The organism is Shewanella sp. MMG014, from assembly GCF_018100775.1.
In the GTDB taxonomy this organism is placed as follows: domain Bacteria; phylum Pseudomonadota; class Gammaproteobacteria; order Enterobacterales; family Shewanellaceae; genus Shewanella; species Shewanella japonica.
Genome location: NZ_JAGJDZ010000006.1, coordinates 144,682 through 169,032, shown reverse-complemented (window position 1 = coordinate 169,032; position 24,351 = coordinate 144,682). Strand labels below are relative to the sequence as shown.

Annotated in this window: 22 protein-coding genes; 12 read left to right on the top strand and 10 right to left on the bottom strand. The window is 40.6% G+C overall.

Going from position 1 to position 24,351, the window contains the following annotated elements; all coding sequences use genetic code 11:
* Positions 1–6 precede the first annotated feature (6 nt).
* The 5 genes from J8L86_RS11690 to J8L86_RS11670 form a co-directional block, all read right to left on the bottom strand.
* Positions 7–696 (bottom strand): PspA/IM30 family protein, encoded by a 690-nt coding sequence (locus J8L86_RS11690; protein WP_065109827.1) that lies wholly within the window; start codon positions 694–696, stop codon positions 7–9.
* A gap of 10 nt (positions 697–706) precedes the next feature.
* The gene (locus J8L86_RS11685) at positions 707–1,120 is read right to left on the bottom strand and encodes a DUF2170 family protein (protein ID WP_055022625.1); all 414 of its coding nucleotides are present in this window, start codon (positions 1,118–1,120) and stop codon (positions 707–709) included.
* 81 nt (positions 1,121–1,201) lie between these two features.
* Positions 1,202–2,950 carry a polyamine aminopropyltransferase gene (locus J8L86_RS11680; RefSeq protein ID WP_211030433.1) on the bottom strand — a complete coding sequence of 583 codons (1,749 nt, stop codon included), beginning with the start codon at positions 2,948–2,950 and terminating at the stop codon, positions 1,202–1,204.
* A gap of 4 nt (positions 2,951–2,954) precedes the next feature.
* On the bottom strand, positions 2,955–3,854 hold the full coding sequence (locus J8L86_RS11675) for a DUF350 domain-containing protein (RefSeq protein ID WP_055022624.1): 900 nt from the start codon (positions 3,852–3,854) through the stop codon (positions 2,955–2,957).
* 9 nt (positions 3,855–3,863) lie between these two features.
* Positions 3,864–4,832, bottom strand: a complete 969-nt coding sequence (locus J8L86_RS11670; RefSeq protein WP_065109828.1) for a hypothetical protein — start codon at positions 4,830–4,832, stop codon at positions 3,864–3,866.
* A gap of 244 nt (positions 4,833–5,076) precedes the next feature.
* Between J8L86_RS11670 and glnE the strand changes: the two genes are divergently transcribed.
* The 3 genes from glnE (at position 5,077) to J8L86_RS11655 (ending at position 9,572) form a co-directional block, all read left to right on the top strand.
* Entirely contained in the window at positions 5,077–7,932 is a 2,856-nt protein-coding gene (gene glnE / locus J8L86_RS11665) for a bifunctional [glutamate--ammonia ligase]-adenylyl-L-tyrosine phosphorylase/[glutamate--ammonia-ligase] adenylyltransferase (RefSeq protein ID WP_231919178.1), read from the top strand.
* 210 nt (positions 7,933–8,142) lie between these two features.
* Positions 8,143–9,111: a sensor domain-containing diguanylate cyclase gene (locus J8L86_RS11660; protein ID WP_211030431.1), complete on the top strand. Its 969-nt coding sequence runs from the start codon at positions 8,143–8,145 to the stop codon at positions 9,109–9,111.
* A gap of 179 nt (positions 9,112–9,290) precedes the next feature.
* On the top strand, positions 9,291–9,572 hold the full coding sequence (locus J8L86_RS11655; RefSeq protein ID WP_055022620.1) for a DUF3081 family protein: 282 nt from the start codon (positions 9,291–9,293) through the stop codon (positions 9,570–9,572).
* Positions 9,573–9,642: 70 nt separating this feature from the next.
* On the opposite strand, the gene zapE is transcribed toward J8L86_RS11655, so the two are convergent.
* Positions 9,643–10,851: a cell division protein ZapE gene (gene zapE / locus J8L86_RS11650; protein WP_211030429.1), complete on the bottom strand. Its 1,209-nt coding sequence runs from the start codon at positions 10,849–10,851 to the stop codon at positions 9,643–9,645.
* 294 nt (positions 10,852–11,145) lie between these two features.
* On the bottom strand, positions 11,146–11,766 hold the full coding sequence (locus J8L86_RS11645) for a response regulator transcription factor (RefSeq protein WP_055022619.1): 621 nt from the start codon (positions 11,764–11,766) through the stop codon (positions 11,146–11,148).
* 226 nt (positions 11,767–11,992) lie between these two features.
* Here J8L86_RS11645 and J8L86_RS11640 point away from each other — a divergent pair, with 226 nt between their 5' ends.
* The 6 genes from J8L86_RS11640 (at position 11,993) to aroG (ending at position 18,680) form a co-directional block, all read left to right on the top strand.
* Positions 11,993–13,351, top strand: a complete 1,359-nt coding sequence (locus tag J8L86_RS11640) for a polymer-forming cytoskeletal protein (protein ID WP_211030427.1) — start codon at positions 11,993–11,995, stop codon at positions 13,349–13,351.
* A 450-nt stretch (positions 13,352–13,801) separates the two neighbouring features.
* Entirely contained in the window at positions 13,802–14,140 is a 339-nt protein-coding gene (locus tag J8L86_RS11635; RefSeq protein WP_055022618.1) for a P-II family nitrogen regulator, read from the top strand.
* 10 nt (positions 14,141–14,150) lie between these two features.
* Positions 14,151–15,401 (top strand): ammonium transporter, encoded by a 1,251-nt coding sequence (locus tag J8L86_RS11630; RefSeq protein ID WP_055022617.1) that lies wholly within the window; start codon positions 14,151–14,153, stop codon positions 15,399–15,401.
* A 155-nt stretch (positions 15,402–15,556) separates the two neighbouring features.
* Entirely contained in the window at positions 15,557–15,841 is a 285-nt protein-coding gene (locus J8L86_RS11625; protein ID WP_247663354.1) for a hypothetical protein, read from the top strand.
* A gap of 187 nt (positions 15,842–16,028) precedes the next feature.
* Positions 16,029–17,249 carry a tetratricopeptide repeat protein gene (locus J8L86_RS11620; RefSeq protein WP_055022615.1) on the top strand — a complete coding sequence of 407 codons (1,221 nt, stop codon included), beginning with the start codon at positions 16,029–16,031 and terminating at the stop codon, positions 17,247–17,249.
* A 378-nt stretch (positions 17,250–17,627) separates the two neighbouring features.
* Positions 17,628–18,680, top strand: a complete 1,053-nt coding sequence (aroG, locus tag J8L86_RS11615) for a 3-deoxy-7-phosphoheptulonate synthase AroG (RefSeq protein ID WP_211030423.1) — start codon at positions 17,628–17,630, stop codon at positions 18,678–18,680.
* A 41-nt stretch (positions 18,681–18,721) separates the two neighbouring features.
* Here the strand turns inward: aroG and J8L86_RS11610 are convergent, their stop codons facing one another.
* Positions 18,722–18,895, bottom strand: coding sequence for a hypothetical protein (locus J8L86_RS11610; protein ID WP_119967651.1), 174 nt, complete (start codon positions 18,893–18,895; stop codon positions 18,722–18,724).
* Positions 18,896–19,261: 366 nt separating this feature from the next.
* On the opposite strand from J8L86_RS11610, the gene J8L86_RS11605 reads away from it, so the two are divergent.
* Both J8L86_RS11605 and J8L86_RS11600 read left to right on the top strand, forming a co-directional pair.
* Complete coding sequence (locus J8L86_RS11605; protein ID WP_211030421.1) at positions 19,262–21,049, top strand: ABC transporter ATP-binding protein/permease; 1,788 nt, start codon at positions 19,262–19,264, stop codon at positions 21,047–21,049.
* Between the two features lie 138 nt (positions 21,050–21,187).
* The gene (locus J8L86_RS11600) at positions 21,188–21,436 is read left to right on the top strand and encodes a hypothetical protein (protein ID WP_055022612.1); all 249 of its coding nucleotides are present in this window, start codon (positions 21,188–21,190) and stop codon (positions 21,434–21,436) included.
* A 97-nt stretch (positions 21,437–21,533) separates the two neighbouring features.
* Here J8L86_RS11600 and J8L86_RS11595 read toward each other — a convergent pair whose 3' ends face one another.
* Both J8L86_RS11595 and J8L86_RS11590 read right to left on the bottom strand, forming a co-directional pair.
* Positions 21,534–21,734, bottom strand: a complete 201-nt coding sequence (locus J8L86_RS11595; protein ID WP_231919181.1) for a hypothetical protein — start codon at positions 21,732–21,734, stop codon at positions 21,534–21,536.
* A gap of 212 nt (positions 21,735–21,946) precedes the next feature.
* Positions 21,947–23,428: an FMN-binding glutamate synthase family protein gene (locus J8L86_RS11590; protein ID WP_211030419.1), complete on the bottom strand. Its 1,482-nt coding sequence runs from the start codon at positions 23,426–23,428 to the stop codon at positions 21,947–21,949.
* 292 nt (positions 23,429–23,720) lie between these two features.
* Here J8L86_RS11590 and J8L86_RS11585 point away from each other — a divergent pair, with 292 nt between their 5' ends.
* Positions 23,721–24,329 carry a DUF5610 domain-containing protein gene (locus tag J8L86_RS11585; protein ID WP_211030417.1) on the top strand — a complete coding sequence of 203 codons (609 nt, stop codon included), beginning with the start codon at positions 23,721–23,723 and terminating at the stop codon, positions 24,327–24,329.
* Positions 24,330–24,351 lie beyond the last annotated feature (22 nt).

Here is a 24,351-nt window from a genome sequence, read left to right as displayed (position 1 = left end):
GCTTAATTAACCTTTTTTCGCTTTAAGGCGATCAAGAACTGCATTAGCACTAGACTTTTGCTCACCAATGCCTGCTTCAGCTAGCTTGGCATGTAATGACTTATCGCTGTTTTCTTCAGCTAATGCTTCAGAGGCTTGTAAGCGATCATCGAATGATTGCTGACGTGCTTTGATGCGCTCTAAAGAATCTTTCGCATTCATTAGCTTCGAGTTACTTGACGCAAATGAGTCAGTAATCGTGGCAGTGGCTTTTTGAACACTTTCAGTGGTTTTCACCATGCTTAGCTGACGCTGGTAATCCGTTAACTGACGTTCAGTTTTCTTAACTAAATCTTTAAGGCGAACGGCATGAGCAGAAAAGCTTGCGTTAGCGGCTTCTTGGTCAGCGAGTTCTTGATCCAGTTGAGCAATCTTTTCAGCAACTTCGATAGCCAAAGCTTCGTTGTCTTTTTCAAGCGCTTGTGTAGCGTAACCTTCGTGCTCAGTGATGCTGCGCTTTAAGCGGTCAACTTCACGGCTAGCTTGCATCTCTTTCGCCATTACGTCAGTTAATTCACGCTTAGCTTTGGTTAAATGCTTTTCTGCATCACGGATTTCTTGTTCAAAAATACGGGTAGAATTTGCATCGACAATGTTTTGGCCGACTTCATTAGCACCGCCGCGAAACGCCGTTAAAATTTTATTTAAAATGCCCATGTGTGGCTCCTTACTTCAAAAATTCGACGAGTTCGTCGATGACTTCTAAACAGTTATCAGACAATACTGATAATTCTTGTTCAATCTCTTCCATGCTTGAGGTGACTGAAAGTGCACCGTAAACCACATATTTATCGTCAATTTTTGCAAACGATGATAGTGGCATTGGAATGTTTAATTCCAACATGGTTTCAAACATTTGAGTGCGAGTTTCTTCTTTCACTTCGCTCTCATCCCATAAGTAACTGATACACAAAACTTGGTTGTCAGTTACTGATACAAATACTGGTAACTCTTCGCGACCAGCAACGTTGACTTGTAACACCTCAACATCACCATCAATTGGGAAACAATCAAACTTCAACCCTGTGTGGCTCTCATCGCCTAGTTCAGTTAAGTGGTTAGCAATCTTATGGATATTCATATTTGTCCTTATTGACATATTATGTCTTAGGTTTCAAAGATAGCACTTAGACATATTATGTCAAGGCTATTCTTTATTAGATTAAAAAAGATTCATCCCTTGGTTATCAGACCAAGACGCTAAGTGATAATGGTAAAGCTGTAATGAGCCAATTTTGTTGGTCTTAATCTTATCTTTATCGTCATAAAAGTTGCCAGGAAACTCAAAAGCACCATGAATTAAGCCCGGTGTTAACCAGTCTTCTTCTATTGGCAGTGGCTGATTATGGGCTAAACGAGACTTGGCATCTTTTCCTGCGCGAGTTGCGATACTCCAGCCCCATTCTCCAAAACTTGGCACATTATGATGATATTGCTGTACGGTAAAACCAGCCGATTCTATGGTTTTTCCGACAGAAATGAATGCCTGCTGCGCATGGTATGGCGAGGTAGACTGTACTGTCATAGCACCATCGGCACTCAATAATTCAGCGAGCTTTCGGTAAAATAAATCAGAGTATAGTTTGTTGAGATCGGGATGACTTGGATCTGGAAGATCCACGATGATGACATCAAACTTCTGATTCCCTTTAATCAGGTTATCTACGCCATTAAATGCGTCATCGAACACCAAGTTGACTCTAGGGTCATTTAACGCATTGCCATTAAGTGACAGCATAGCTTGGCTGACATGGGCTGGCATTTTTTCATCAGGGGCTGCAAATAACTCGACTAATTTCTCGTCTAAGTCCATTAAGGTGACCGACTTAGGTTGCCATTTGAACACTTGCTTAAGGCCTAACCCATCTCCACCACCAATGATGAGTACCTTGTCTTGTCTAGCACTGGCTGCCATCGTTGGGTGCACTAAAAAACTGTGATAAATATGCTCATCAATGCTGGAGAACTGCAAACGGCCATTAATATAAAGAGAGTAGACAGGTTCTTGGCCATTACCACGTAAGCGTTCAGTAAAGGTTAATTGCTGAAAACGGGTCGCTTCGGCATAAACAACCTTGTCTTTGTACAATAAATTATTGAAGTTTTGTTCCCAACTTGGGCCGTGCATCGCCAATAGCACCAGTACACCACTGGCAACAAAGTGACCAATAAGAATCAATTTAGCCCAGCGAATTTGTTGCCAAAAACGCCATATAAAAACAAACCCTGCCAATAAGTTAACACTGGCAGTTAATGCTGCTGCTAACTGAATATCTAGCGAGAGCATAAACATTACCCATATTGCAGCGCCTGCACCAGCGCCGATGTAGTCAGCACCATAAATGGTACCAGCATTATGGAGAAGGTGTTCTTCAGATAGGGATTGGCGAACTCGAGCAATGAGTGGAATCTCCATACCAATCATCAAGCCTAAAATGACGCCCCAAATATAAGGTAAATACTCACTGAGATTTTGTAGTGTCCCGATAAAACCTCCATCAGGAATATGATCGGGTGGCAGGCCTAATGTGTTGGCGATTATCAAGGGTAATTGCTGGCCAAAACCAATAACGGCCGCTGTGATTAAAATGGCGAGCGAACCGCAAAAAGCGACGGTGAGTTCAAGCAAGGCGAAACCGGTAAACGCACAGCGAATTTTACGGGCGGCAAAAGCGCCAATACCCATAGATACGATCATAATGCCAATCATGGTATAAATCGCAGCTTCTAGTGCGCCAAGAATGCGGCCGGCATAGTGAGATAATAGGTATTCGTAGATAAGACCGCAGCCTGCAAGTAGCGCCATGATGCCCAGTAAAAGGGCATCATCGAACCATGCTAAGCTGCGTTTAGAAGGACTGCTTTGCTTGTTGCAGCCCTCCTGGCCATGTTCAAGCAAAGTATTATTCATCGAATTAAGCCATTAATGCCGCAAGAATAAGTGCGATACCAATACTGATAGCAAGCTCTACAGCTGCTACGCCAACGTTATGCTGCTTTTCAACTTCATCTGTGAGGTTAATTTGCGCTAACACTAACTTTTTGACGATGGCTAATAACACTGACAGTGCGATAAGCATGATCACTGAGAATGTCAGCCAGCCAACAATATTCATTAAATAAGCAGTCGGATCATAAATGATAAAGTGACTTGCAGCATTAAAAGTAAATGCCATTGCAATCATGTAACCACTGTGACGAACAGCAATAGCAACTTGACCTTGCTCTAACGCCTTTTGCATTGAGTCACCCTGATTACGCTTAGCGTACTGGTGTTCACGGAATCGAGTTAGCAGCACTAGCATTAATTGAGAAATCAAGAATGCAGTGAAAATTGCGATAAAGGTGTCAACCGTAATATCTTCAGCCCACATTAATACTGAGCGAATAATGATAGCCGTTGCTATTGCAGCTGCTGCATCTACGATAGCAACAGACATATTGCCATTAACAATTTGGCTGTTTTTATCAAATTCATTGAGTGCCACTTTGTCATGTAAAAAACGGCCAAATTTAATTAGCACTAAACCAAATACGCCGTAGCAGGTCATGCCGATTGCTTCCATTGCGTATGAGTTTGCTGCTTCACCTGTAATGGCGCCAGTTAACACAATGCCTAAGGCTAATACTGCACCAGCGGTGCTAACACCAAAGGCAAAATTATCACGGTCTGCTAATTCTGCACGGCTGTTAACACGCACACTCCAACCTTGTAAGTAGCGCATTAATGCTAACAAAATTACAGCAATGGTAATGTCGATAGCTAAAATAATCGCTAAGTCTAGGGTAAGTCCGAAGTCACTTAAAAATGTCATGATTGTTCCTTATTTGCCTCGGCGTACACCGCGAGTTGTGCGGCTAGATGAATTACGAAAACTGCTGTCTTTTGAATAGGTCGAACGGAATTTACTTGAGTTAGCACTTCTAGTGCCTGTGGTACTTGCTTTGGGAGCAGAAGTACTTTGACGTGATAAGCTCGTTGAGCCAGTACGGGATTTAGCGTACGGGCTATTAAATTGTTTACCCTGAGAGTTAAAGGTTTTCTTGGTGTTTTCATAAGTGCGATTTTGAGCACTTGCTTGTTTTGGAGACGTGTAGCGATAACGACCAACGTCATTGTAATAGCTGTAACCACGATTGTTTGACCAACGATCATAACGCACTGGGTTCATGATATTTGAAAACATCGAGTACATGCCGTACCACGCCCAAAAAGACATGCCACTTGAATTCGTTTGCCAGCTACCATATGAAGGGTTACCGACGAGTTGACTACCTGCACCAAAATCTTCACTGCCATTAGCCAGTGCAGCGGCTTCACGACTTATTGAGTTCACCCGTGCTAATTGCCCGCCAGATAAGTCTGCTACAACGTTAACAGGATCAGACAACATGTCATTATAGAGACTTGAGTCTGCAGCTTGATAAATGTTCTGCGCTTCTTCGAGCTGTTGATCTAAATCGATAAAGTTGGCTGAATCAGAAAGCTCGCTTGTGCGTCGTTTTAGCGATTGAAACATTGGCCCTGTGGTGCCAGCATCTTTTGCTAACTCATCTAAAAGCGGCACCAGATCGGGTTTGCTGCTTTTTAATAATTGCGTGTATTGCTTTAATAAAGTGGCATTACGCAATTCACCAGCATCTAGCATGGCGCCAAGCTGAGTTATTCGTTGTTGAGACAATTGCTGATATTGCGCAATTTTTTCAGGACGGTCATCGCCGCAACCTGAAAGTGAGATGCATAATATCAACCCGGAAAATACTGTGAGGACACGGGGTAACAAACCAGCCATGTTTTCTCCAATGCTATAAAAATCAAATTAAAATAATTAACAAACCGAATAAATATGTATTCATATTCGACCAAATATTTATACGGTTAGGTATAACTGCTATACAGGTTATAGTAATCTTAATGCTATATACAATTAAGACTTACATTAAACTTTTATTATGAATGGTATAGCATAATTCGACATATTATGTCGAATTAAACCTGCCATATCATGTGTAAATTGCCGAAGGGATCGAATAATAATGCTAATCGAAAGTAACTCTATTTTATCTGCCGAATTATCAGAAATTGCAGAACGTTACTGGTTGAGGTTAGGTAATTCTTCCCCGGAAGTCATTGATACGTTATCAATCGACGAGCAAAAGGCATTAAAGTCAGTCTTTGGTTTGAGTGACTACATTGCAGAACAATTGTGTCGCCACCCTGAATGGATAAGCTTGTTACTTGATGGCTTATTAACAGAAGTCGATAGGCAAAGCTTTGCGATTGAATTAGCAAATAAACTTGCTTCGATAAAGTCTGAAGATGAAGTTAAATCAATCCTGCGTCAATATCGTAACTTCCAGATGGTGAGATTAGCTTGGCGCGACTTTGGCAATTATTCAGCATTAGAAGAGTCATTACTGGATTTGTCTGCGTTAGCTGAAGCCCTCGTTATTGCCGCGAGAGATTGGCTATATCAAGATATGTGTCAGCAGCTTGGTACACCGTCAGATGAACAAGGTAATCCTCAGCCATTATTAATTCTCGGTATGGGTAAACTTGGTGGGCGCGAGCTTAACTTTTCATCTGATATTGATTTAATTTTTACTTTTCCTGAGCATGGCGAGACTGTCGGAGGCCGTCGTGCCCAAGCTAATCAGCAGTTTTTCATACGTATGGGTCAGCGATTAGTTAACCTACTTGATCAAGTGACCGTTGATGGCTTTGTTTTTCGGGTTGATATGCGTCTGCGCCCATATGGTGAGAGTGGCCCATTAGTGGTGAGTTTTAGCGGTCTTGAAGATTATTACCAAGAACAAGGGCGAGATTGGGAAAGATATGCCATGGTCAAAGCCAGAGTATTAGGCCCGTGGACTCAATTTAGCGATGACTTACATGACTTATTAAGACCCTTTATTTATCGACGCTACATCGATTTTTCAGCAATCGATTCATTACGTAAAATGAAGCAATTAATTGCGCAAGAAGTGCGCCGTCGTCAGCTTACCAATAATATAAAATTGGGGGCGGGCGGGATTCGAGAAGTGGAGTTCGTGGTGCAAAGCTTCCAGCTTATTCGAGGTGGAAGGGAGCCAGCACTGCGTCAGCAAAGCCTTTTTGGTGCTATTGATACGTTATATAACTTAGGTCAACTCGAGTATCTTGCCGTTGATGAACTCAAAAAGAGCTATATCTTACTTCGCCGAGTAGAAAACTTACTGCAAGCTATTGATGATAAGCAAACTCAGACATTGCCAGATAATGATGTCGACTGGCAGCGTTTATGTTTTGCGATGAACTGCGAAAATGAAACGGTGCTGCGTGCTGACATTGATAGAGCAATGCAACAAATTCATAGACACTTCAACGATACTGTTGGTGGCGATGATGCACATGAACAAACGGAACATTGGACTAGTCAATTATGGGTCATTGAAGATCCAGACAACGCCGCAGCGCTTTTAGAAGAACATTTAGTGGACGATGCTAATTTTTGGCCGACATTAACTGAGTGGCGATCTATAACGGTTAAACGTTCAATTGGCCCAAGAGGAAGAGAGACCCTCGAAAAGCTGATGCCAAGATTATTGTCCGAGCTATTAGAGCATGCTTCACCTAGCGCGGCATTAACTGCCGTATCAGGGGTTTTAGAACAGATTTTAACCCGCACTACCTACCTTGAGTTATTGTGCGAAAACCCTGGTGCTCGACAGCAATTAATTAGTTTATGTTGTGCTAGCCCATGGATTGCCCAAGAACTTGCCAACTTCCCAATGTTATTGGATGAGTTGATTGATCCTGCGCAATTATACGACACCACTTCTGTTGATGATTACCCTAGTGAGCTAAGACAATATTTACTGCGGGTGCCTGAAGAAGATATGGAGCAGCAAATGGAAGCGTTGCGCCAGTTTAAGTTATCTCAACAATTAAAAATTGCAGCTGCGGATGTCACAGGTGTATTACCGGTAATGGAAGTCAGCGATCACCTGACTTTTTTAGCGGAAGCAATCATTGAACAAGTCGTATTGCAAGCATGGCACCAAGTGGCGAGTCGACATGGTGTTCCTGCTGGTACCAGCCCAGACAAAATGGGCTTTGCGGTAATTGGTTACGGAAAACTCGGTGGAATAGAGCTAGGGTACGGATCCGATCTGGATTTAGTGTTTCTGCGAAATAGCGTCAATACTGGTGAAACTGATGGCAAAAGACCCATAGGTATTGGCCATTTTTATTTGAAGCTTGCTCAACGAATTGTGCATTTGTTTGCAACACGTACGACATCGGGTGAATTATATGAAGTGGATATGCGTCTTCGACCTTCTGGTGCATCTGGTTTATTAATTACTGAAGTTGAGCAATTTAAAGAGTACCAACAAGCTGAGGCGTGGAACTGGGAGCATCAAGCATTAGTTCGCTCCCGTTTTGTTTATGGTGATAATGCGTTGGCCGCCCGTTTTAGTGAGATTAGAACTGAGATTTTATCTAAACCACGTGATTTACCTGAGTTAGCTAAGCTGGTTCGGGATATGCGAATTAAAATGCGCGATCATCTATTAAAGGTAAGTCCTGATAAATTCGATTTAAAACAGAGTCCTGGCGGCATCGCTGATATTGAATTTATGGCGCAGTATTTGGTGCTAGCCCATGCTAGCAGCCATAAAGAGTTGGCTATTTGGTCTGATAACGTGCGTATATTTCAAATGTTAGCTGAACTAGAAATGATTCCATTTATGACTGCGCAGCACTTAACGCAGACCTACTGCTGGCTAAGAGATGAAAATCATCGACTGACATTGCAACAGCAAAAAGGACAAATTGATGTTTCAGAGGCAGAAAAACACGTCGCTCAGGTGATTGATATTTATCAGCATATCTTGGGAGAGGCGGATTAATAATACGCTTAATACGAATATTGAAACCCGAAAGGCAATAATCGAATTCGCATATTCTAGTGGCTTTAACGTTGATATTGCTAGCTACATACTTGTTAGTTAGTCAATTCGTTCACCCTAACTAGTAAATTTAACCTATTGATTTATTGCCATATCTGCTATTTGATATTAACGTTAGTATATTGTGTTTAATATTGATTGGCAGGGATTATGCTTACCGCACCAATACCAGAAAATGAAGCTGCGCGTCTAGCGACACTGCGAAATTTAAATGTGCTTGATACTGCCGCTGAAGAACGGTTTGACCGCATTACCCGCCTAGCAAAACGGTTATTTTCAGTTTCTATCTGTCTAGTCAGTTTAATTGATGAAAATCGACAATGGTTTAAATCCTGCCAAGGGTTAGTCGCAAATGAAACTCCTCGAGATATTTCATTTTGCGGTCATGCCATTCAATACTCTGAAGCATTCGTCATTACCGATGCCTCAAAAGATGCGCGCTTCAGCGATAATCCTCTGGTTACTCAAGCGCCTCATATTCGTTTTTATGCAGGTCACCCACTGACAATGCCAAATGGGATGAGAGTCGGGACCTTATGCATTATTGATGATAAACCCAAAGAGCTAGATAAAGACGAGATGCTAGCGCTACAAGACCTTGCAGAGATGGTCGTATCTGAGCTGATTTCCATCCAGCAAACAACCCTAGATCAGCTGACAGGTATTTCCAACCGTCGTGGATTTGAAGTGCTAGCAAAGCAAGCATTATCGACATGGGATCGCAATCATATTGATAGTTGCTTAGTGTTTTTCGATTTAGATTATTTCAAAGAAATTAATGATAATCATGGTCATGAGGCGGGCGATCGAGCCTTAAACCAGTTTGCTCAGCTGCTTACCTCAGAATTTCGCGATTCTGATGTGATCGCTCGTTTTGGTGGTGATGAATTTTTAGTATTGTTTAGTGAGTGCAGTAAGGGCCAGGTTGACGTCGCACTTGCTCGTTTTCAAACAGCATTGAATGCCCATAACACTCAGAGTGAAGACGTATTTGAGCTGGCGTACAGTGTGGGAGTTGCGACTCGACATGCTAATCAAAAACTTGATATAGCCGAGTATTTAGAAATTGCAGATCGAGAAATGTATCAAGTGAAATCCAAGCATCATCAACAACGTTGATTCAATTTGTTACACCTTAATCCCATATCATTGATGTTTTCTTGCTCTCTATCACTGTTCTGAATTGCGATTATTCTAGACTGATCTAACTATGAGCTCGTCTCGTATTCACCTCATTGGTGCAATCGTCGAGTCTGTTTATAGAAAGCATCATAGAGATATCAATCAGGAGATGTAGCATGCGAAATGCAATCGATATTTATCAAGCGTTAAAGGTCTTTAATAAAATCGTTGAATGTGGTGAAAAGCATAAAGCTGAAAATGGCTACAACTCTCGCTATCATTTATGTGGACTGCAAGCTGAAACAGGCTTTGATGGTTACACAATAACGCTGAGTGATGGCAGAACTTCGCTTAATATCTACTTCCATAATAAATATCAATTTGATTACCCTGATAACGAAGCGTTTGAAAACTTCATGCGTCGCTTCGGTGATGTGATAAAACACACTGTGCAATAATCGACAGCATGAAACACCTTAGCTAGAGTTGTTATGTTTTATCAGTTAAATCATAAGTTACTGATAAAGCTTATTTGGTTGCTGGTTTGAGCCAGCGCTGCATTTCAACTAAGCGACTCACCGTTCTACGAAACTCAAATGATAAGGCGCCGCCTGAATACAATTCTGTAATGGTCCATTCTGAGCAGACCGTTAACGATACGCGTTGATCGTAGAGTTCATCGACTAAACTAATAAACCGTTTAGCAGGATCGTCACTGGTTGCATATTCTAATTGACGCTCGCTAGTTTTATTACTTTCAGCCCCATCTTCCGTACCACGTGCTTTTATCCAAGTTCTAATTTCACCTCCTAGTTGGGGCACTTCATCAATAATCACATGCTTAAATAAGCCTGCGAGCTCGATATAGTCTAAAGCAGATCGAGGCCCGTCACACAGTTGGTCGAATTTAAACCAAATCACTTGATTCACTTTAGCTTGAAAAGCAATTGTACGATGACATATTTCGATATAGCTATGTGTTTCACACACAGCGGCTTGATGGGGATAATGCAGTCCTGCAATAGTGACAAAATCTTGGTGACTCATGTGCTTTGTTAACTGTATTTGTTGTTCAAGCGAACGGTCAGATTGCGCAGCTATTCGATGGTCAGTGGCGCCAGTTAAGTTAATTTGGTCTACATTAGTTTGTAAAATATCAATAAAAGGTAAAAATCGCTCACGCTGCAATCCACCTTCATATAAACGGCTAATTTCAATATTGGAGGTAGCGACTAAGATGACTCCATGAGCAAAAAGGTGTTCGAACAACCTAGCAAGAATAATTGCATCTGCAATATCATTGACAGAAAACTCATCAAAACAAATGACTTGATATTGAGCTGCATAATGACGAGCAATATGCACTAAAGGATCGGCAATCCCTTTTGTGAGATTGAGTTCTTGATGCACCATAGCCATAAAGCGATGAAAATGTAATCTAAGCTTATTTTGCTGTTTAAGATGATTAAAAAATAAATCCATCAAAAATGTTTTACCACGACCAACATCTCCCCAAAGGTAAACACCTTTGGCAGCTTGCTGCTGAAGACTGGTATCACCGAGTTCTGCTACTTCTTCATTAACATTCACATTATGTTGGAGTTGAATAAATAGCTCGTTGAGGGCAAGTAGCGCTGTACGCTGTTCAGCATCATCGTGTAATCGCAATTGAGATGATTGAGATGATTGAGATTGTGCTATTTTACTTTGATAGAGTTCTAATAACGTTGTTGTCACGCCAAGACCATATTGATTGGTTTATGAGTCACAATATATCAATTAAAAACAAGCTCAAGTATTTAAGGGAAATATAACTTGCGCTATGTGTGAGCCGTCGAGTTGAAAAACAACTTGAAGTCGTTTGCTACCCTTATAGGCATACCCATGGTTCAGGCTTCATTACTATCTTGTCTATATCGAGCGACATAAGACGAGAATAAGAAAGTGCTAAAACCAATCGGCAGCTATAACGCGATCAACTTCGTAAACTCCGTTAGTACGTCAGACATCTATATAAGCGACTAACCTAAATCACACTTGTGTAAAGACGTAAGAAAGCTGTCCACGGCTTGAAACATTTGTTTTCTTGAAAATGTTTTGAATGTGCATTTTGACTGTATTAATCGAAATACTTAAGTTTGCTGCAATTTGCTCATTAGATAAGCCTTGGCAAACCAAAGACAGCACTTGCTGTTCTTTTTTGGTGGTTAATGACAGTAGCTCAGTTTGACGTTGTGTAATAGGTTGGCGGTTTCTTGATTGAATATAATGAGACATCGCATCATGACTGAAATACAATTTATTGTTGTCCAGATTCTTAAAGGCTTCGATGATCTCAATAATCGATGCATCAAAAGACAGTCCACCATGAAACCCATTTGCGATGAGCAAACTTTCAGTGTCAGAGGTCAATTGAGGGCAAAAAGCCAAATGTTTGCCGTCTGCAAGTAATTCTGCCGATAAGTTAGGGATGTGTAATTTGGGATCACTGACATAGTGCAGTAGAATTTTTTTGTGGTGCTCTGCTTGTTGCCACTGGAGGTTAAGCGGGTCGTGGCTAATGGTATTACACTTTAAAAGTTCAGTAATCTGGCAAAGCTGTTGGGTCAAACTTTCAGGTATTTCACCTAAAAAAATATCCGATACAATCATGTCACATCCTTGTTTATAAAACTCGACTATTGAAGATCCTTAACAATAGGTTCGTGAATAATAATTATTCTTAATCACAGTGTCCAGCAATAAGTGATGAGTTAGCAATTTAATTGATCCGAAATGTTTACAAGGTGAATTTTATGTAAATGCAATGTTATTTGTTGTTTTTAATTAGTTAGTTTACTATAAGTCGAAAATTTATAATAAAAGGATACTGCTGGGTATGAATAACAAAGGAAATGGGGTGACTTTTATCGGTCCCGAGACTTCATTGGATGGAGAAATGACGGTAAAAGGACCTGCTTTGATCGCTGGTCAAGTCAAAGGTGTTATTCGTTCAACAGACCAAGTTAAAATTGAAGTAGGTGGCGAAATTGACGGTGAACTTTACTGTCAAGAGTTACGTGTTTGTGGTGTTTTCAAAGGAAAATTACACTGTAACAGTCTCGTTATCGTAAGCTCTGGTGTGGTTGAAGGTGATGTTTCGAGTCATAAAATGGAAATTTATGATGGTGGTCAATTCTTAGGTGCAAGAACTAAAGGCCCTGAGCAAGGTGTATTACCTGAGCTAGCAGCTGATGAACAGCCTGTTGCTCCTTATTCTCAACCTTTTAATGATGAGCCGGCTTACGCATCCCCAAAGCCTGAAGCGCCTATTGCAGAGGCGCCGATAGCTCAGGCTGCAAAAGTGAGTAATGTTAACGTAATGGCCGAGCCTATTACTAACGTTGCTGTTGACACTCCTAAAGTAAAAACTGAAATAAAGCCTGATGTAACGCCTGAGATTAAGCCAGAGTTTGTCGCTGATGAAATGACAGTTAAGACTGATGTCAAGTCAGAAAAACCGGCTCAAGCACAAGAGATTCGTACTCCTGCACCATTAAATAGCGTGCCAGAAAGCGAACCAATGCCAGCGCCTAAGCCGATGTCAAAACTTGAGATTAAGCCACAACCAAATCCTCAAGCTCAGTTAGCGGCAAAAGCAGCAGCAGAAAAAGCGCAACAAAAGAAATCAGGTGCGACTAAATTTGTTGTTGCCGGTGTGGTATTAGCTGCAGCGGCAGCTGGTGCAGTAGTTATAAAGCCTGAATTAGGCGAAGCCTTGATGGCGAAAATTAATTCAACGACGAACACGCAATCAGCAAAATCTGAACCAGCAGTAGAAGATGCAAGTATTGCCAACGTTGAAACTACTGCAGCAGTTGAAGTTATTGATGCTGAAACAGCCCTCGCTGAGCTAGATCAAGCTGCAGCAGCTAAAGCCGTTGAAGCTGAAGCGGCGACAGAGCTTGTTGCAGATGTTAGCGAAACGTCTTCTGACAGTGTTGATGAGTCTATCAATGAGACTTTGGCTGATGAACAAGCTGATTTATTAGCAGAACTAGAAGGCGTTGACAGTGAATTGACTGCCGACATCAATACAGAAGCTGATGATATTGTCGAAAGTGCTGCAGCGTCAGTTGAAGATGACAAAACAAAAGTTGATAGCCTACTTGCTGATTTATTAGCAGAAGAGCGAGCTGACTCTACAGAAGCGGCTGAAGCGACTGAAGAAGCAACGACAACAGCGGGCAATTTATAAGCCTTAAAGCTTAATTTTACATGTTTAAAGGCCCTCATTTGAGGGTCTTTTTTATGCCTGAAACCCAGTGTGATACCACTCGGCGCAACGCTTTTTTTCCTCAGATTTTGACAACATACCAACTTCTTTAGCCCATCCTTTAATCTATCGTTGTTTTGATTTTTATCCGTAAGTTTACTTTTCTTCTTGGAGTTTCAATTGTTATTGAGTGCTTATTTCTATTAGAACACGAATGAATTAATAGCTCTTTTGAGTCAATTTTGGAGACGAGAAGGATGCGCTAATCTTGTGCGCACCGAAATAGCGCTGCACTTATATGGTGCGAAAGTTTGAGGTTATTGACTGCAATAAATTAAATATTTCAACAAAAACATTATCTTACAAGTTTGGCCTAATGATTGAATTGTTATTGCAAACAAATTTATAACAATCACACTTTTGGAGGTCGAGATGAAACTCGTCAGCGCTATCATCAAGCCGTTTAAATTGGATGATGTCCGAGAAGCAATTGCAGGAATGGGCATTGAGGGAATGACTGTTACTGAAGTTAAAGGCTTTGGACGTCAAAAAGGTCACACAGAACTTTATCGTGGCGCAGAATATCAAGTTGATTTTCTTCCTAAAGTAAAATTAGAAATTGCGACAAAATCTGAAAATTTAGACATGCTAATTGAAGCTATCACAACAGCAGCTCACACCGGCAAGATTGGTGACGGCAAAATTTTCGTAACTGATCTTGAACAAGCAATCCGTATTCGTACGGGTGAGCTTGATAACGAAGCATTATAAGGGGGCTGAAATGGAAGAGTTAGCAGCGTTAGGAACAACAGTAACAGAATTACGATTTGCACTAGATACATTCTACTTTTTGATTTCAGGTGCGTTAGTGATGTGGATGGCAGCAGGTTTTGCCATGCTTGAAGCGGGTTTAGTTCGTTCAAAGAACACCACAGAAATTTTAACTAAAAACGTTTGTTTATATTCAATTGCCTGTGTCATGTACCTACTTGTCGGTTACAACATTATGTATGTTGATAATGTTGAAGCGGGTTGGTTACCTTCATTTGGTTCATTAATAGGGTCACAATCAGCCGATGCGGATCACGCACTTGAGTCAGATTTCTTCTTCCAAGTTGTGTTTGTCGCTACTGCAATGTCGATTGTGTCTGGTGCTGTTGCTGAACGTATGAAGCTATGGTCATTTTTACTTTTCTCAGTGGTATTAACAGGTGTTATTTACCCAATTGAAGGATACTGGACATGGGGTGGTGGTTTCATTTCTGCTGCTGGTTTTGTTGATTTTGCAGGTAGTGGTATCGTGCACATGGCTGGTGCAGCAGCAGCGATTGCTGGCGTACTGTTACTTGGAGCTCGTAAAGGGAAATACGGCGCGAATGGCGCAGTAAACCCAATTCCTGGTTCAAACTTACCAATGGCGACATTAGGTATGTTTATCCTATGGATGGGTTGGTTTGGTTTTAACGGTGGTTCTCAGTTATTAGTATCAGATGCTGAAAATGCATCAGCAGTAGCAAAAATCTTTGTTAACACAAACTCTGCAGCCGCATTTGGTGCAGTATCAGCACTCATTGTTTGTAAAATTGTTTGGGGTAAAGCTGATTTAACCATGATTTTAAATGGTGCATTAGCTGGTTTAGTAGCTATTACCGCTGACCCATTATCGCCTTCATTATTGATGTCTGCAGTTATCGGTGTCGTTGCTGGTGGTGTGGTTATTTTCTCAATCGTTGGTTTTGACCGCATTAAAATCGATGACCCAGTAGGTGCAATTTCGGTGCATGGTGTATGTGGTTTCCTAGGCTTAATGCTAGTGCCATTATCAAATGCTGACGCAAGCTTTGGCTCGCAGTTATTTGGTGCTGCAGCAATCTTCACTTGGGTATTTGCCGCTTCATTTGCTGTTTGGTTTGTCCTTAAAGCAACTGTTGGTATTCGTGTTACTGAAGAAGAAGAGTATAACGGTATGGATGCATCAGACTGTGGTGTTGATGCATACCCAGAGTTTGTATCGATTAAATCAGCGGGTTAATAACTGAAAAATCGTGTATAAAAGCAGAGCTATTTAGCTCTGCTTTTTTGTTATACTGATGAAATACCAATGCTCTTATTTGAATAGGTCTCACTATGGCTAAGTCACTTAGGTTAACGCTTCTTATTAGTGTTATAGCACTTGCGGGAATAACGATGACTACGCTAAGCCATGCGGGTAAAGTTGTGGTTCGTAAATCATCTGACCCCTTTGATGCCTTTGCCGTTAGAGATGCGGTTCAGCAGGATCATCAGTGGCAAGAAATGCTACGTATGCAACAACAAATTCAAATCCTTCAAGCGTTGCCTTTAGGGTGCCTCGCAGTCGCTGTCCCATACCATTATTATAATTGTGCAGGCAGTATGTACCGACCTTACATGCATCAAAATCAAGAGTTATTTATTCAAATTGACCCGCCTAAAATACCACAAGTAAAGTAATTACTATCTTCTTGGTGATGTGCTTCGCTATGTTCTTAGCGATATACATTGCCCAGTTTATTCTGTTTCAGTTGATTGTTGCTGAACAGCCTTAACCTTATTGAAAATATTTTTTGTCACATTTATATATCTCAATTTTCGTACATGCATCTATGCTTAATAAAGGTGTTTTGTACGGGGCATAAATATGTTTCAAAAATATGAAAATAACAAAAAAAATAATAATGCAATTTTACCTCGCAATAATATACAGCTAAGCCTTTGTTTGGCATTGCTATTACCTCTCTTTCTTTTTGGCTGCTCTAGCACTCAACCCCATCAAAGTTCAGCCAATGCCACAGAGTTGTTTAATGACAGCTATTTCACGCCAACGGCAATACCAGCAACTGAAACAATCTATGAGTTACCTGAAGGCATGGTTAATGAGATTAAAAAAGCCTATGCCCGCTCAGGTGGAGTTGTTGGAAATAAAAAGCCGGTTAATGTTTGGCTTGCTGAGTACATTGATGCAGAAAATGGTGGATTTGAATATCGTGATCATTATACGCGAATGGCCAGCGTTACCGCACAAGAACGAGCAGGCAATTGCATGTCTTTAGTTGTGCTGTCTACTGCAATAGCTGAGGCATTAAATGTCCCTGTTAAGTATCAAGACATAGATGTCGAGCCTATTTGGGATAGACGTGGCGGTTTTTATCTTGTTAATGGTCATGTGAATATGAAGCTGCTTCATCGAGACGACATCAACTCATACAGCTTTAGAGGGTCTGAAATTTTAGTCGACTTTTTACCAGAGCGTTCAATTAGAGCCTATAGAATAAAGCAGATAAACAAGCAGACTTTATCGAGTATGTACTTCAATAACGTTGCAGCAGAAGCATTAGTTAAAAACGAGTATGACTTAGCTTATGCACTATCTAAAAGAGCGATAGAATTAGATCCATATTATGTAAATAGCATTAATACGTTAGCTGTGATTTATCGCCATAAAGGTTTAAACAAACTCGCAGAGCAAGCGTATCGGCATGTATTACAGCTTGAGCCTGAGAACATTACGACTTTATATAACTTAGCCTTGATATTAGGTGAACAAAACAGATTAGATGAATGGCAACAAGTACATAAAGTATTGGAGCTTGCACGGATTAAAAACCCTTTCTACTACTTTGATATGGCGCAACAAGCTTATTTTGAAAAGCAGTATCAAGAGGCGCTAGTCTGGTATAAGCGTGCGGTTGAAAGAGCCGACTATCGACATGAGTTTTATTTTGGCCTGTCCCGTGCTTACTGGGCGACAGGTGATGAGAGACGTGCGAAAAAGAATATGAAAAAAGCGCTGGATTTGAGTATTGATGAAGTAAACCAACATCGCTACAAAGGCAAGTTGCAAGCTATGATGCGCCATTAGCTATGCAAAGAAGCGTGAAAAACAAAGGCCTCATCGATGGCCCATTATAAAACCATGCTCAACGTATGTTGCTCATGGTTTTTTCGTTTATGACTTTGAGCACGCTGTGCGATATTAACTCAATCTAGTCAAATAAACGCAGATAATAAAAATTTCATATTTATTTAACTAAACCGAACTTAATGAATTTATTATATATTTTATTTTTGTTTATCTAAACTTATTGATTAACAGTCATTTAAATACATAAAACTGATAAAACCATAGATTGAACGAATTATTGTGTGGTACTGTTTGAATTATAGAGCTGATCGCTATGCTTTACTGCCAATGTTAAACGTTGGCATAAATAAACTGTTTGCTGGAGTTGTATAAACTATGTATTACCAAAATGATGACGTTAGAATTGATGAAATAAAAGAACTATTGCCTCCAATTGCCATTTTAGAGCGATTTCCAGCATCAGAAACTGCATCAGCAACAGTCTTTAACGCACGTGATGGCATTCACCGTATTTTAAACAGACAAGATGATCGTCTACTTGTCGTTATAGGCCCTTGTTCTATCCACGACCCTGTTGCCGCGTTGGATTATGGTAAGCGTTTATTAGCATTACGTGAAAAATATAAAGATCAGCTTGAAATCGTCATGCGAGTGTATTTTGAAAAGCCACGTACAACTGTTGGTTGGAAAGGTTTAATTAATGATCCTTATATGGACAATAGCTTTAAATTAAATGATGGCTTACGTACTGCACGTAAACTTCTCGTTGATTTAAACGAAGCAGGTATTCCTACCGCGGGTGAGTTCCTCGATATGATTACACCACAATATGTGGCGGATATGATGTGTTGGGGCGCAATTGGTGCTCGTACTACTGAGTCTCAAGTTCACCGTGAGTTAGCATCGGGTTTATCAAGCCCTGTCGGGTTTAAAAATGGTACTGACGGCACAATTAAAGTCGCTATCGATGCTATTGGTGCAGCAAGTGCACCTCATCACTTTTTATCAGTGACCAAGTTTGGTCACTCAGCCATTGTATCGACAAAAGGTAATCCTGACTGTCATATCATTCTTCGTGGCGGTAAAGAGCCAAACTTCAGTCAAACTCATGTAGCAGCGATTGAAAGCCAACTAGAGAAAGCCAAGCTTGCAGCTAATATTATGATTGATTTTAGTCACGCTAATAGCAGTAAGGATTTTAAAAAGCAGATGTTAGTGGCAGAGGATGTGGCTAATCAGATTAGTGCGGGCAATCAGAATATTTTTGGTGTGATGGTTGAAAGTAATATTGAAGAAGGTCGCCAAGATTTAGTTGTTGGTAAAGCGCTTTGTTACGGTCAAAGTATTACTGATGCTTGTATTGGGTGGGCCGATACCGAGAGCTTATTAGAGACACTTAGCCAAAGCGTACAAAAACGTCGCAGCTAATTAGGTGCACTCATTTGATAAAAAAGGCGCTGAGAGGCGCCTTATTTATTGGTATTTGCTAAATATTCGTTTGCTTTAGCTAGGCTTCCAAATGCCGAGATGAGGTTGTTTCTTCCTTTGTCTTGTAGCTCAGGGTTACCTGATTCGATCATCATCCATACCCAAGTTTGTATTAGTTGTAATGGTGGGTGCTGAACTTTTGTTGCGTCTAACATGTTACTTCCTTTGAGCTGGGAAAAATGTTAATGGCTGGTAATAAATGCCAAAAAGAATCAAATAAAGAGTACCAAATTCTTTTTCGTTTCAGAACTAGAAACAAGCCAAAATTAGCTAAATCTGCGTTTTTTTCTAAAAAAATAGTCTTTTAGACTAGTCAGAAAAAGAAAAAGTAATTCTAAAGTATTATTTATCGAATATCTTACCGATATAATGCCGTAAAATCATGCAATTTTTATCGTGCTTTTTTGATTTTAAATAAGCTATGTAAAGCCGTTATAGTGTTAACGTTATGTAGAACTTAATGTCTTGCTTAACTGAAATTGTTGCATTGTGCTTGTATTCCCTCCCTATGGTGAAATTTAATGAGACCCTCTTTATATTTTGATGGCCCTGTTGGCAAACTTAACTGGAAAGTTGTGGGGCTATTGTGGCCTTACTTATTCGAGTTCAAAGGGCGTATTTTTCTGGCAATGTTATGTCTTGTTGTTGCCAAACTTGCCAGTGTGGGCCTACCGTTTATTTTAAAAGATTTGGTTGATAGCTTAGATGCTCAAAAAACGGCAACAATCGTGGCCGTGCCTATTGCTTTGGTGTTGGCTTATGGCTCGGTTAGGTTTCTCAATGTCATCATTGGTGAAATTCGAGATACGTTATTTGGCCGAGTCACTGAACGTGCAATTCGGCGCCTAGGTTTAGCGGTATTTGAGCATCTGCATCGTCTTGACTTGGATTTCCATTTAGATAGGCGGACAGGTGGATTGTCTCGGGACATAGAGCGTGGCACCAGTGGTGTTAGCTTTTTGATGCGCTTTATGGTGTTCAATATTGTTCCGACCTTGCTAGAAATCAGTCTGGTCATCATTATCTTTTTTATTAACTATGGAATCGGTTTTGCGTTAATCACTTTGATTGCGGTCGTTGCGTATATTGGCTATTCAATAGTGGCGACTGAGTGGCGTACCGGTTTTGTTCGTGATGCTGCCAATGCAGATTCATTATCCAATACACGGGCAGTTGATAGTTTACTTAACTATGAAACGGTTAAGTATTTCAATAATGAGCGCTATGAATCACAACGTTACGATGAAGCATTGGATCAATGGGAAGTCGCCAAACGTAAAAACAGGTTATCGCTATTTGCTTTAAACGCTGGCCAAGCACTGATAATTGCGGTCGCGATGACAGCTATGATGGGGCTTGCTGCCTATGAAGTGACTGAAGGCAATATGACATTAGGTGATTTCGTATTAATTAACGCATTTATGATGCAGCTGTTTATCCCACTTAATTTTTTAGGTTTTGTTTATCGAGAGATTCGAGGTGCACTAGCTAATATTGAGCGAATGTTTTCTTTGTTAGATAAAGTACCAGCCATCCAAGATATTCCGTCAGCGTCTAATGTGACGCCAACTCAAGGTGAACTAGCGTTTAATCATATTTGCTTTAACTATGATGAGCGGCCGATCCTAAAAGATGTCAGTTTTAGCATTCCAGCAGGTCAAAAAGTGGCTGTTGTAGGAGAAAGTGGCGCGGGTAAATCTACCCTGATAAAGCTGCTATTTCGGTTTTATGACGTTGATAGTGGCTTAATAACCATTGATGGGCAAGATATTAGACAGTTAACTCAGCAGGCGCTGCGTCAATCAATCGCCATCGTGCCACAAGATACTGTGCTGTTTAATGACACCATCTATAACAATATTCTTTACGGCCAGCCAACAGCAACTGATGAAGCGCTCAAAGAGGCGGTACACTTGGCTAACCTGACTGATTTCATCGAGTCATTACCCCAAAAATGGCAAACTAAAGTTGGGGAGCGAGGCTTGAAGTTATCAGGCGGTGAGAAACAAAGAGTCTCCATTGCCCGAGCTATTCTAAAAGCAGCCCCCATTTTAGTGTTTGATGAAGCAACGTCATCACTAGATAGCCAATCTGAGCAAGCCATTTTATCTGCCCTAAAAATGGCGGCAAAAGGACACACCAGTTTGGTGGTCGCTCATAGGTTATCTACGATTGTTGATGCTGATAAAATCGTGGTGTTAAGTGAAGGCCGAATTGCAGAACAGGGGACGCATAAAGCGTTATTATCGCAAAATGGCGTGTATGCAAAGTTATGGCGAATCCAAAATGAGCAAACTATCACACATTGATCGCATGCTTGTGTGTGTTTTCTCTCTTTGAAAGTGCAGTTTTTGTGTATAATTAACTTTAATTGCCTGGAAAGGATTGAGATCGTTTAGGTAAATAGGGAATTATCGGGTAATTAAGCCTAAGTATGGAGGTCGTTAGTGCAAAACATTTCTTTAATAGCAGCCCTAGAGGGGACACAACATAAAGTGACCACCGATTGGTTTGCGATTATGGCTACGCTTGAAAAGCGAGAAATGAACCAAGATGAACTGCAGGCTGTTTATGATGAACTATGTGCAGGATTAATTGTGACAACCCGTGGACTGACATTAGCTAAAATTAATGACAATGAAAGCGAAGACAGTTTATTAAAAGCGGATGATAGCGCAGCCGATATCTTAGTGTAATGGCACTTTATGCCTTAATGAAAGGCAAAGTGAATGGTATTTATCCAATAAAAAAGCAATCATAATGATTGCTTTTTTATTGGATAAATTGAGTCGGTTAGCTGTTTTTAGACCAACTGTTACACACCATTTTTATTATTGCATCGCTAGTATTTAATTCCGTTAGACGAGTAATCTTGCCATGATCGAAGCAGACTTTTTCACCTTCGATTTCTGAAAGGCGCTCACAATTGGTACAAGTTAATGACATTGCTTTATGGGTATCATTATGTGCCATGATTGAATTTGTCTCTTTCAAATCTATATCCCTTCGCCAATATGCTTAACGTGATTAAAAGTGTGGTTTACGTCACAATTTTATACTTAATCTAAAGATAGTTCAAAGTATTACCTTGTCAATATATTAGCAATTGGTCTAATAGTTTTTTCTAATGAGCTGCAGTATTGCTTAAGTTTATCATTCTACAGTGATTATCTATTAGGTTACGACTTAGTTTGCGATCAATGTACTCAATACTGTTGATAAAATTTGTCCAATGACACCGATATACCGCTCTCTGTGACAATTCTGGCGTGGTGCCGTGTTAACTGTCTTGCTTCACTTACTCCACATGAATGGGCAATAATTTTCAAGTCATGATTCAAAGAACGATTATAATTCGCCACCCTTGCAGATTTGTTATGGGGATCTAACCCTTGTTGAAGATGCTTATTATGGGTAGTGATGCCGGTTGGACAAGTATCTTTATTACACTGTAAAGCTTGTATGCAGCCTAGTGCGAACATATTTCCCCGTGCAGAGGCAATAAAATCGGCACCTGTCGCCAAGGCCCACGCAACCTGAGAGGGCAATATCATTTTGCCGCTAGCAATCACTTTGATTCGTTGCTTCAATCCTTTTTGTTTAAATAGATTGATGACTATAGGTAAGCTTTCTTTAATCGGTAAGCCGACATGATCCATTAATGCTTGAGGTGCGGCGCCTGTTCCGCCTTCAGCGCTATCAAGGGTAAAAAAGTCTGGTGCACTCTCAATCCCTCGGTGTTTTATTTCTTCACATAAGTCTATTAACCACTGTTCATCACCAAGCACAGCTTTTATGCCTGTGGGCTTTCCTGTGATGTCACGAACATGGCAAATCATGTCAATAATATCCACGACGCTATTAAACTCAGCATGGCCATTAGGACTAATGGAATCTTGCCCTACCGGGATCCCTCTGATAGTGGCAATTTCTTCAGTGACTTTAACGCCAGGTAAAATGCCGCCTTTACCAGGTTTTGCACCTTGGCTTAGTTTAATCTCAAACATTTTGACGTTGTCATGGGCTGCAATGTTACGGAGCTTGTCATCATCAAGTTTTCCTTGCTCATCACGTACGCCATATTTAGCAGTACCGATTTGAAATACTAAATCACAGTTGCCTTTAAGGTGATGCTCGCTTAAGCCTCCTTCGCCAGTATTAAGCCAGCAACCAGCTTGTGCTGCACCATGGGATAATGCCGTAACGGCAGGGCGAGATAATGCACCAAAGCTCATCGCAGAAATGTGGCAAACTGTTGCTGTCCTATACGGGGTTTTACAGTGCTCACCTACAGTAATAATGCTGTCTTGATGTTCATCTGAATCATATTTAGGAAATGCGGCATTAAGAAACATTACCGTGCCAGTTTTGTCGTGCACTTGGGTTGAGCCAAATGAGATGGTGCGATCGACATCTTTTGCGGCGCGATATACCCAGCTACGCTCAGCACGATTGAAAGGCAACTCTTCTCTATCTTGAGCAAAAAAGTATTGCCTGAAAAACTCACCTTGTTTCTCAAACAAATATCTAAATCGACCTATTACGGGGTAATTGTGACGAATAGCTTGTTTAGTCTGTAATTTATCTGCGATGTACATATAAATCACTGAGATAAATAAAATGGCAATACAGGCGAGAAATAACCCTGTAAATATCTCTAATCCGACGATAAACCAATGTGGCTGCATTTTTGTTCCTTAAAAATGATCGATTGATATTGAGTAGATAACAGTTATTAGTGATTGATATTCGCTAAATTGTTTATTTTTTGACTATCATCATTATGAATGAAGGTCGGTTTTTGTTCTAGGTAATTTAAAGGTACCGATAGCGACAAATGGAAATAATAACTCGCCACCATAAAGCTGCAGGTTTTTTGGTCGATAAACTCGCAAGCGTTTTTGGTTTTATCACATCATTTTTGACATCGGCATACCAAAGGTTGATACCCATTGTAAAAGTGATTATGAGGATACACTGATGGAAATTTATAACCCAACGCAGCTAAATGCTCAGGCTGCTAAAAATCAACAGCCTAGTGATGGTGCTAAAGATATTCCCAGCAACAACGATGTCTCTGGGAGTAAAGCATCAATCAGCGAGATAAGTAGGGATTTAAAAAATAGCAGTGTTTTGGCTGCGCAAGAACAAGTGAGTATTCAATCTGGCGATAAATCCATGGCACTTCTTTATCGAGCAGCTATTGATTCAATTAACAGTGAATTGGCTCCAACCTTAGGCGAAAATGTCATTCAAAAAAATGCTGAAAATGAAGTGGATTATTCGCCAGAAGCCACTGCAGAGCGTATAGTCAGTTTTGCGACTAACTTTTTTTCGGTGCACCAGCAGCAAAACAGTGGCATGGCGTTTAATGAGCAATTAGATAGCTTTATGGACATTATTTCTGGTGCAATTGATCAAGGTTTTAGTGAGGCCACTGAGATTTTAACTGGTCTGAATGTATTTGAAGGTGACATTGAAGCTGGCGTGGATAAAACCTATAGCTTGATACAAGCTGGGCTTGAAACCTTCAAGCAAGAGACGGCAAAACAAGCGGACGTAGAAAGCGAGCAACTAACAGAGAATTAGCGCATAAAGTTAGCGAATTGAC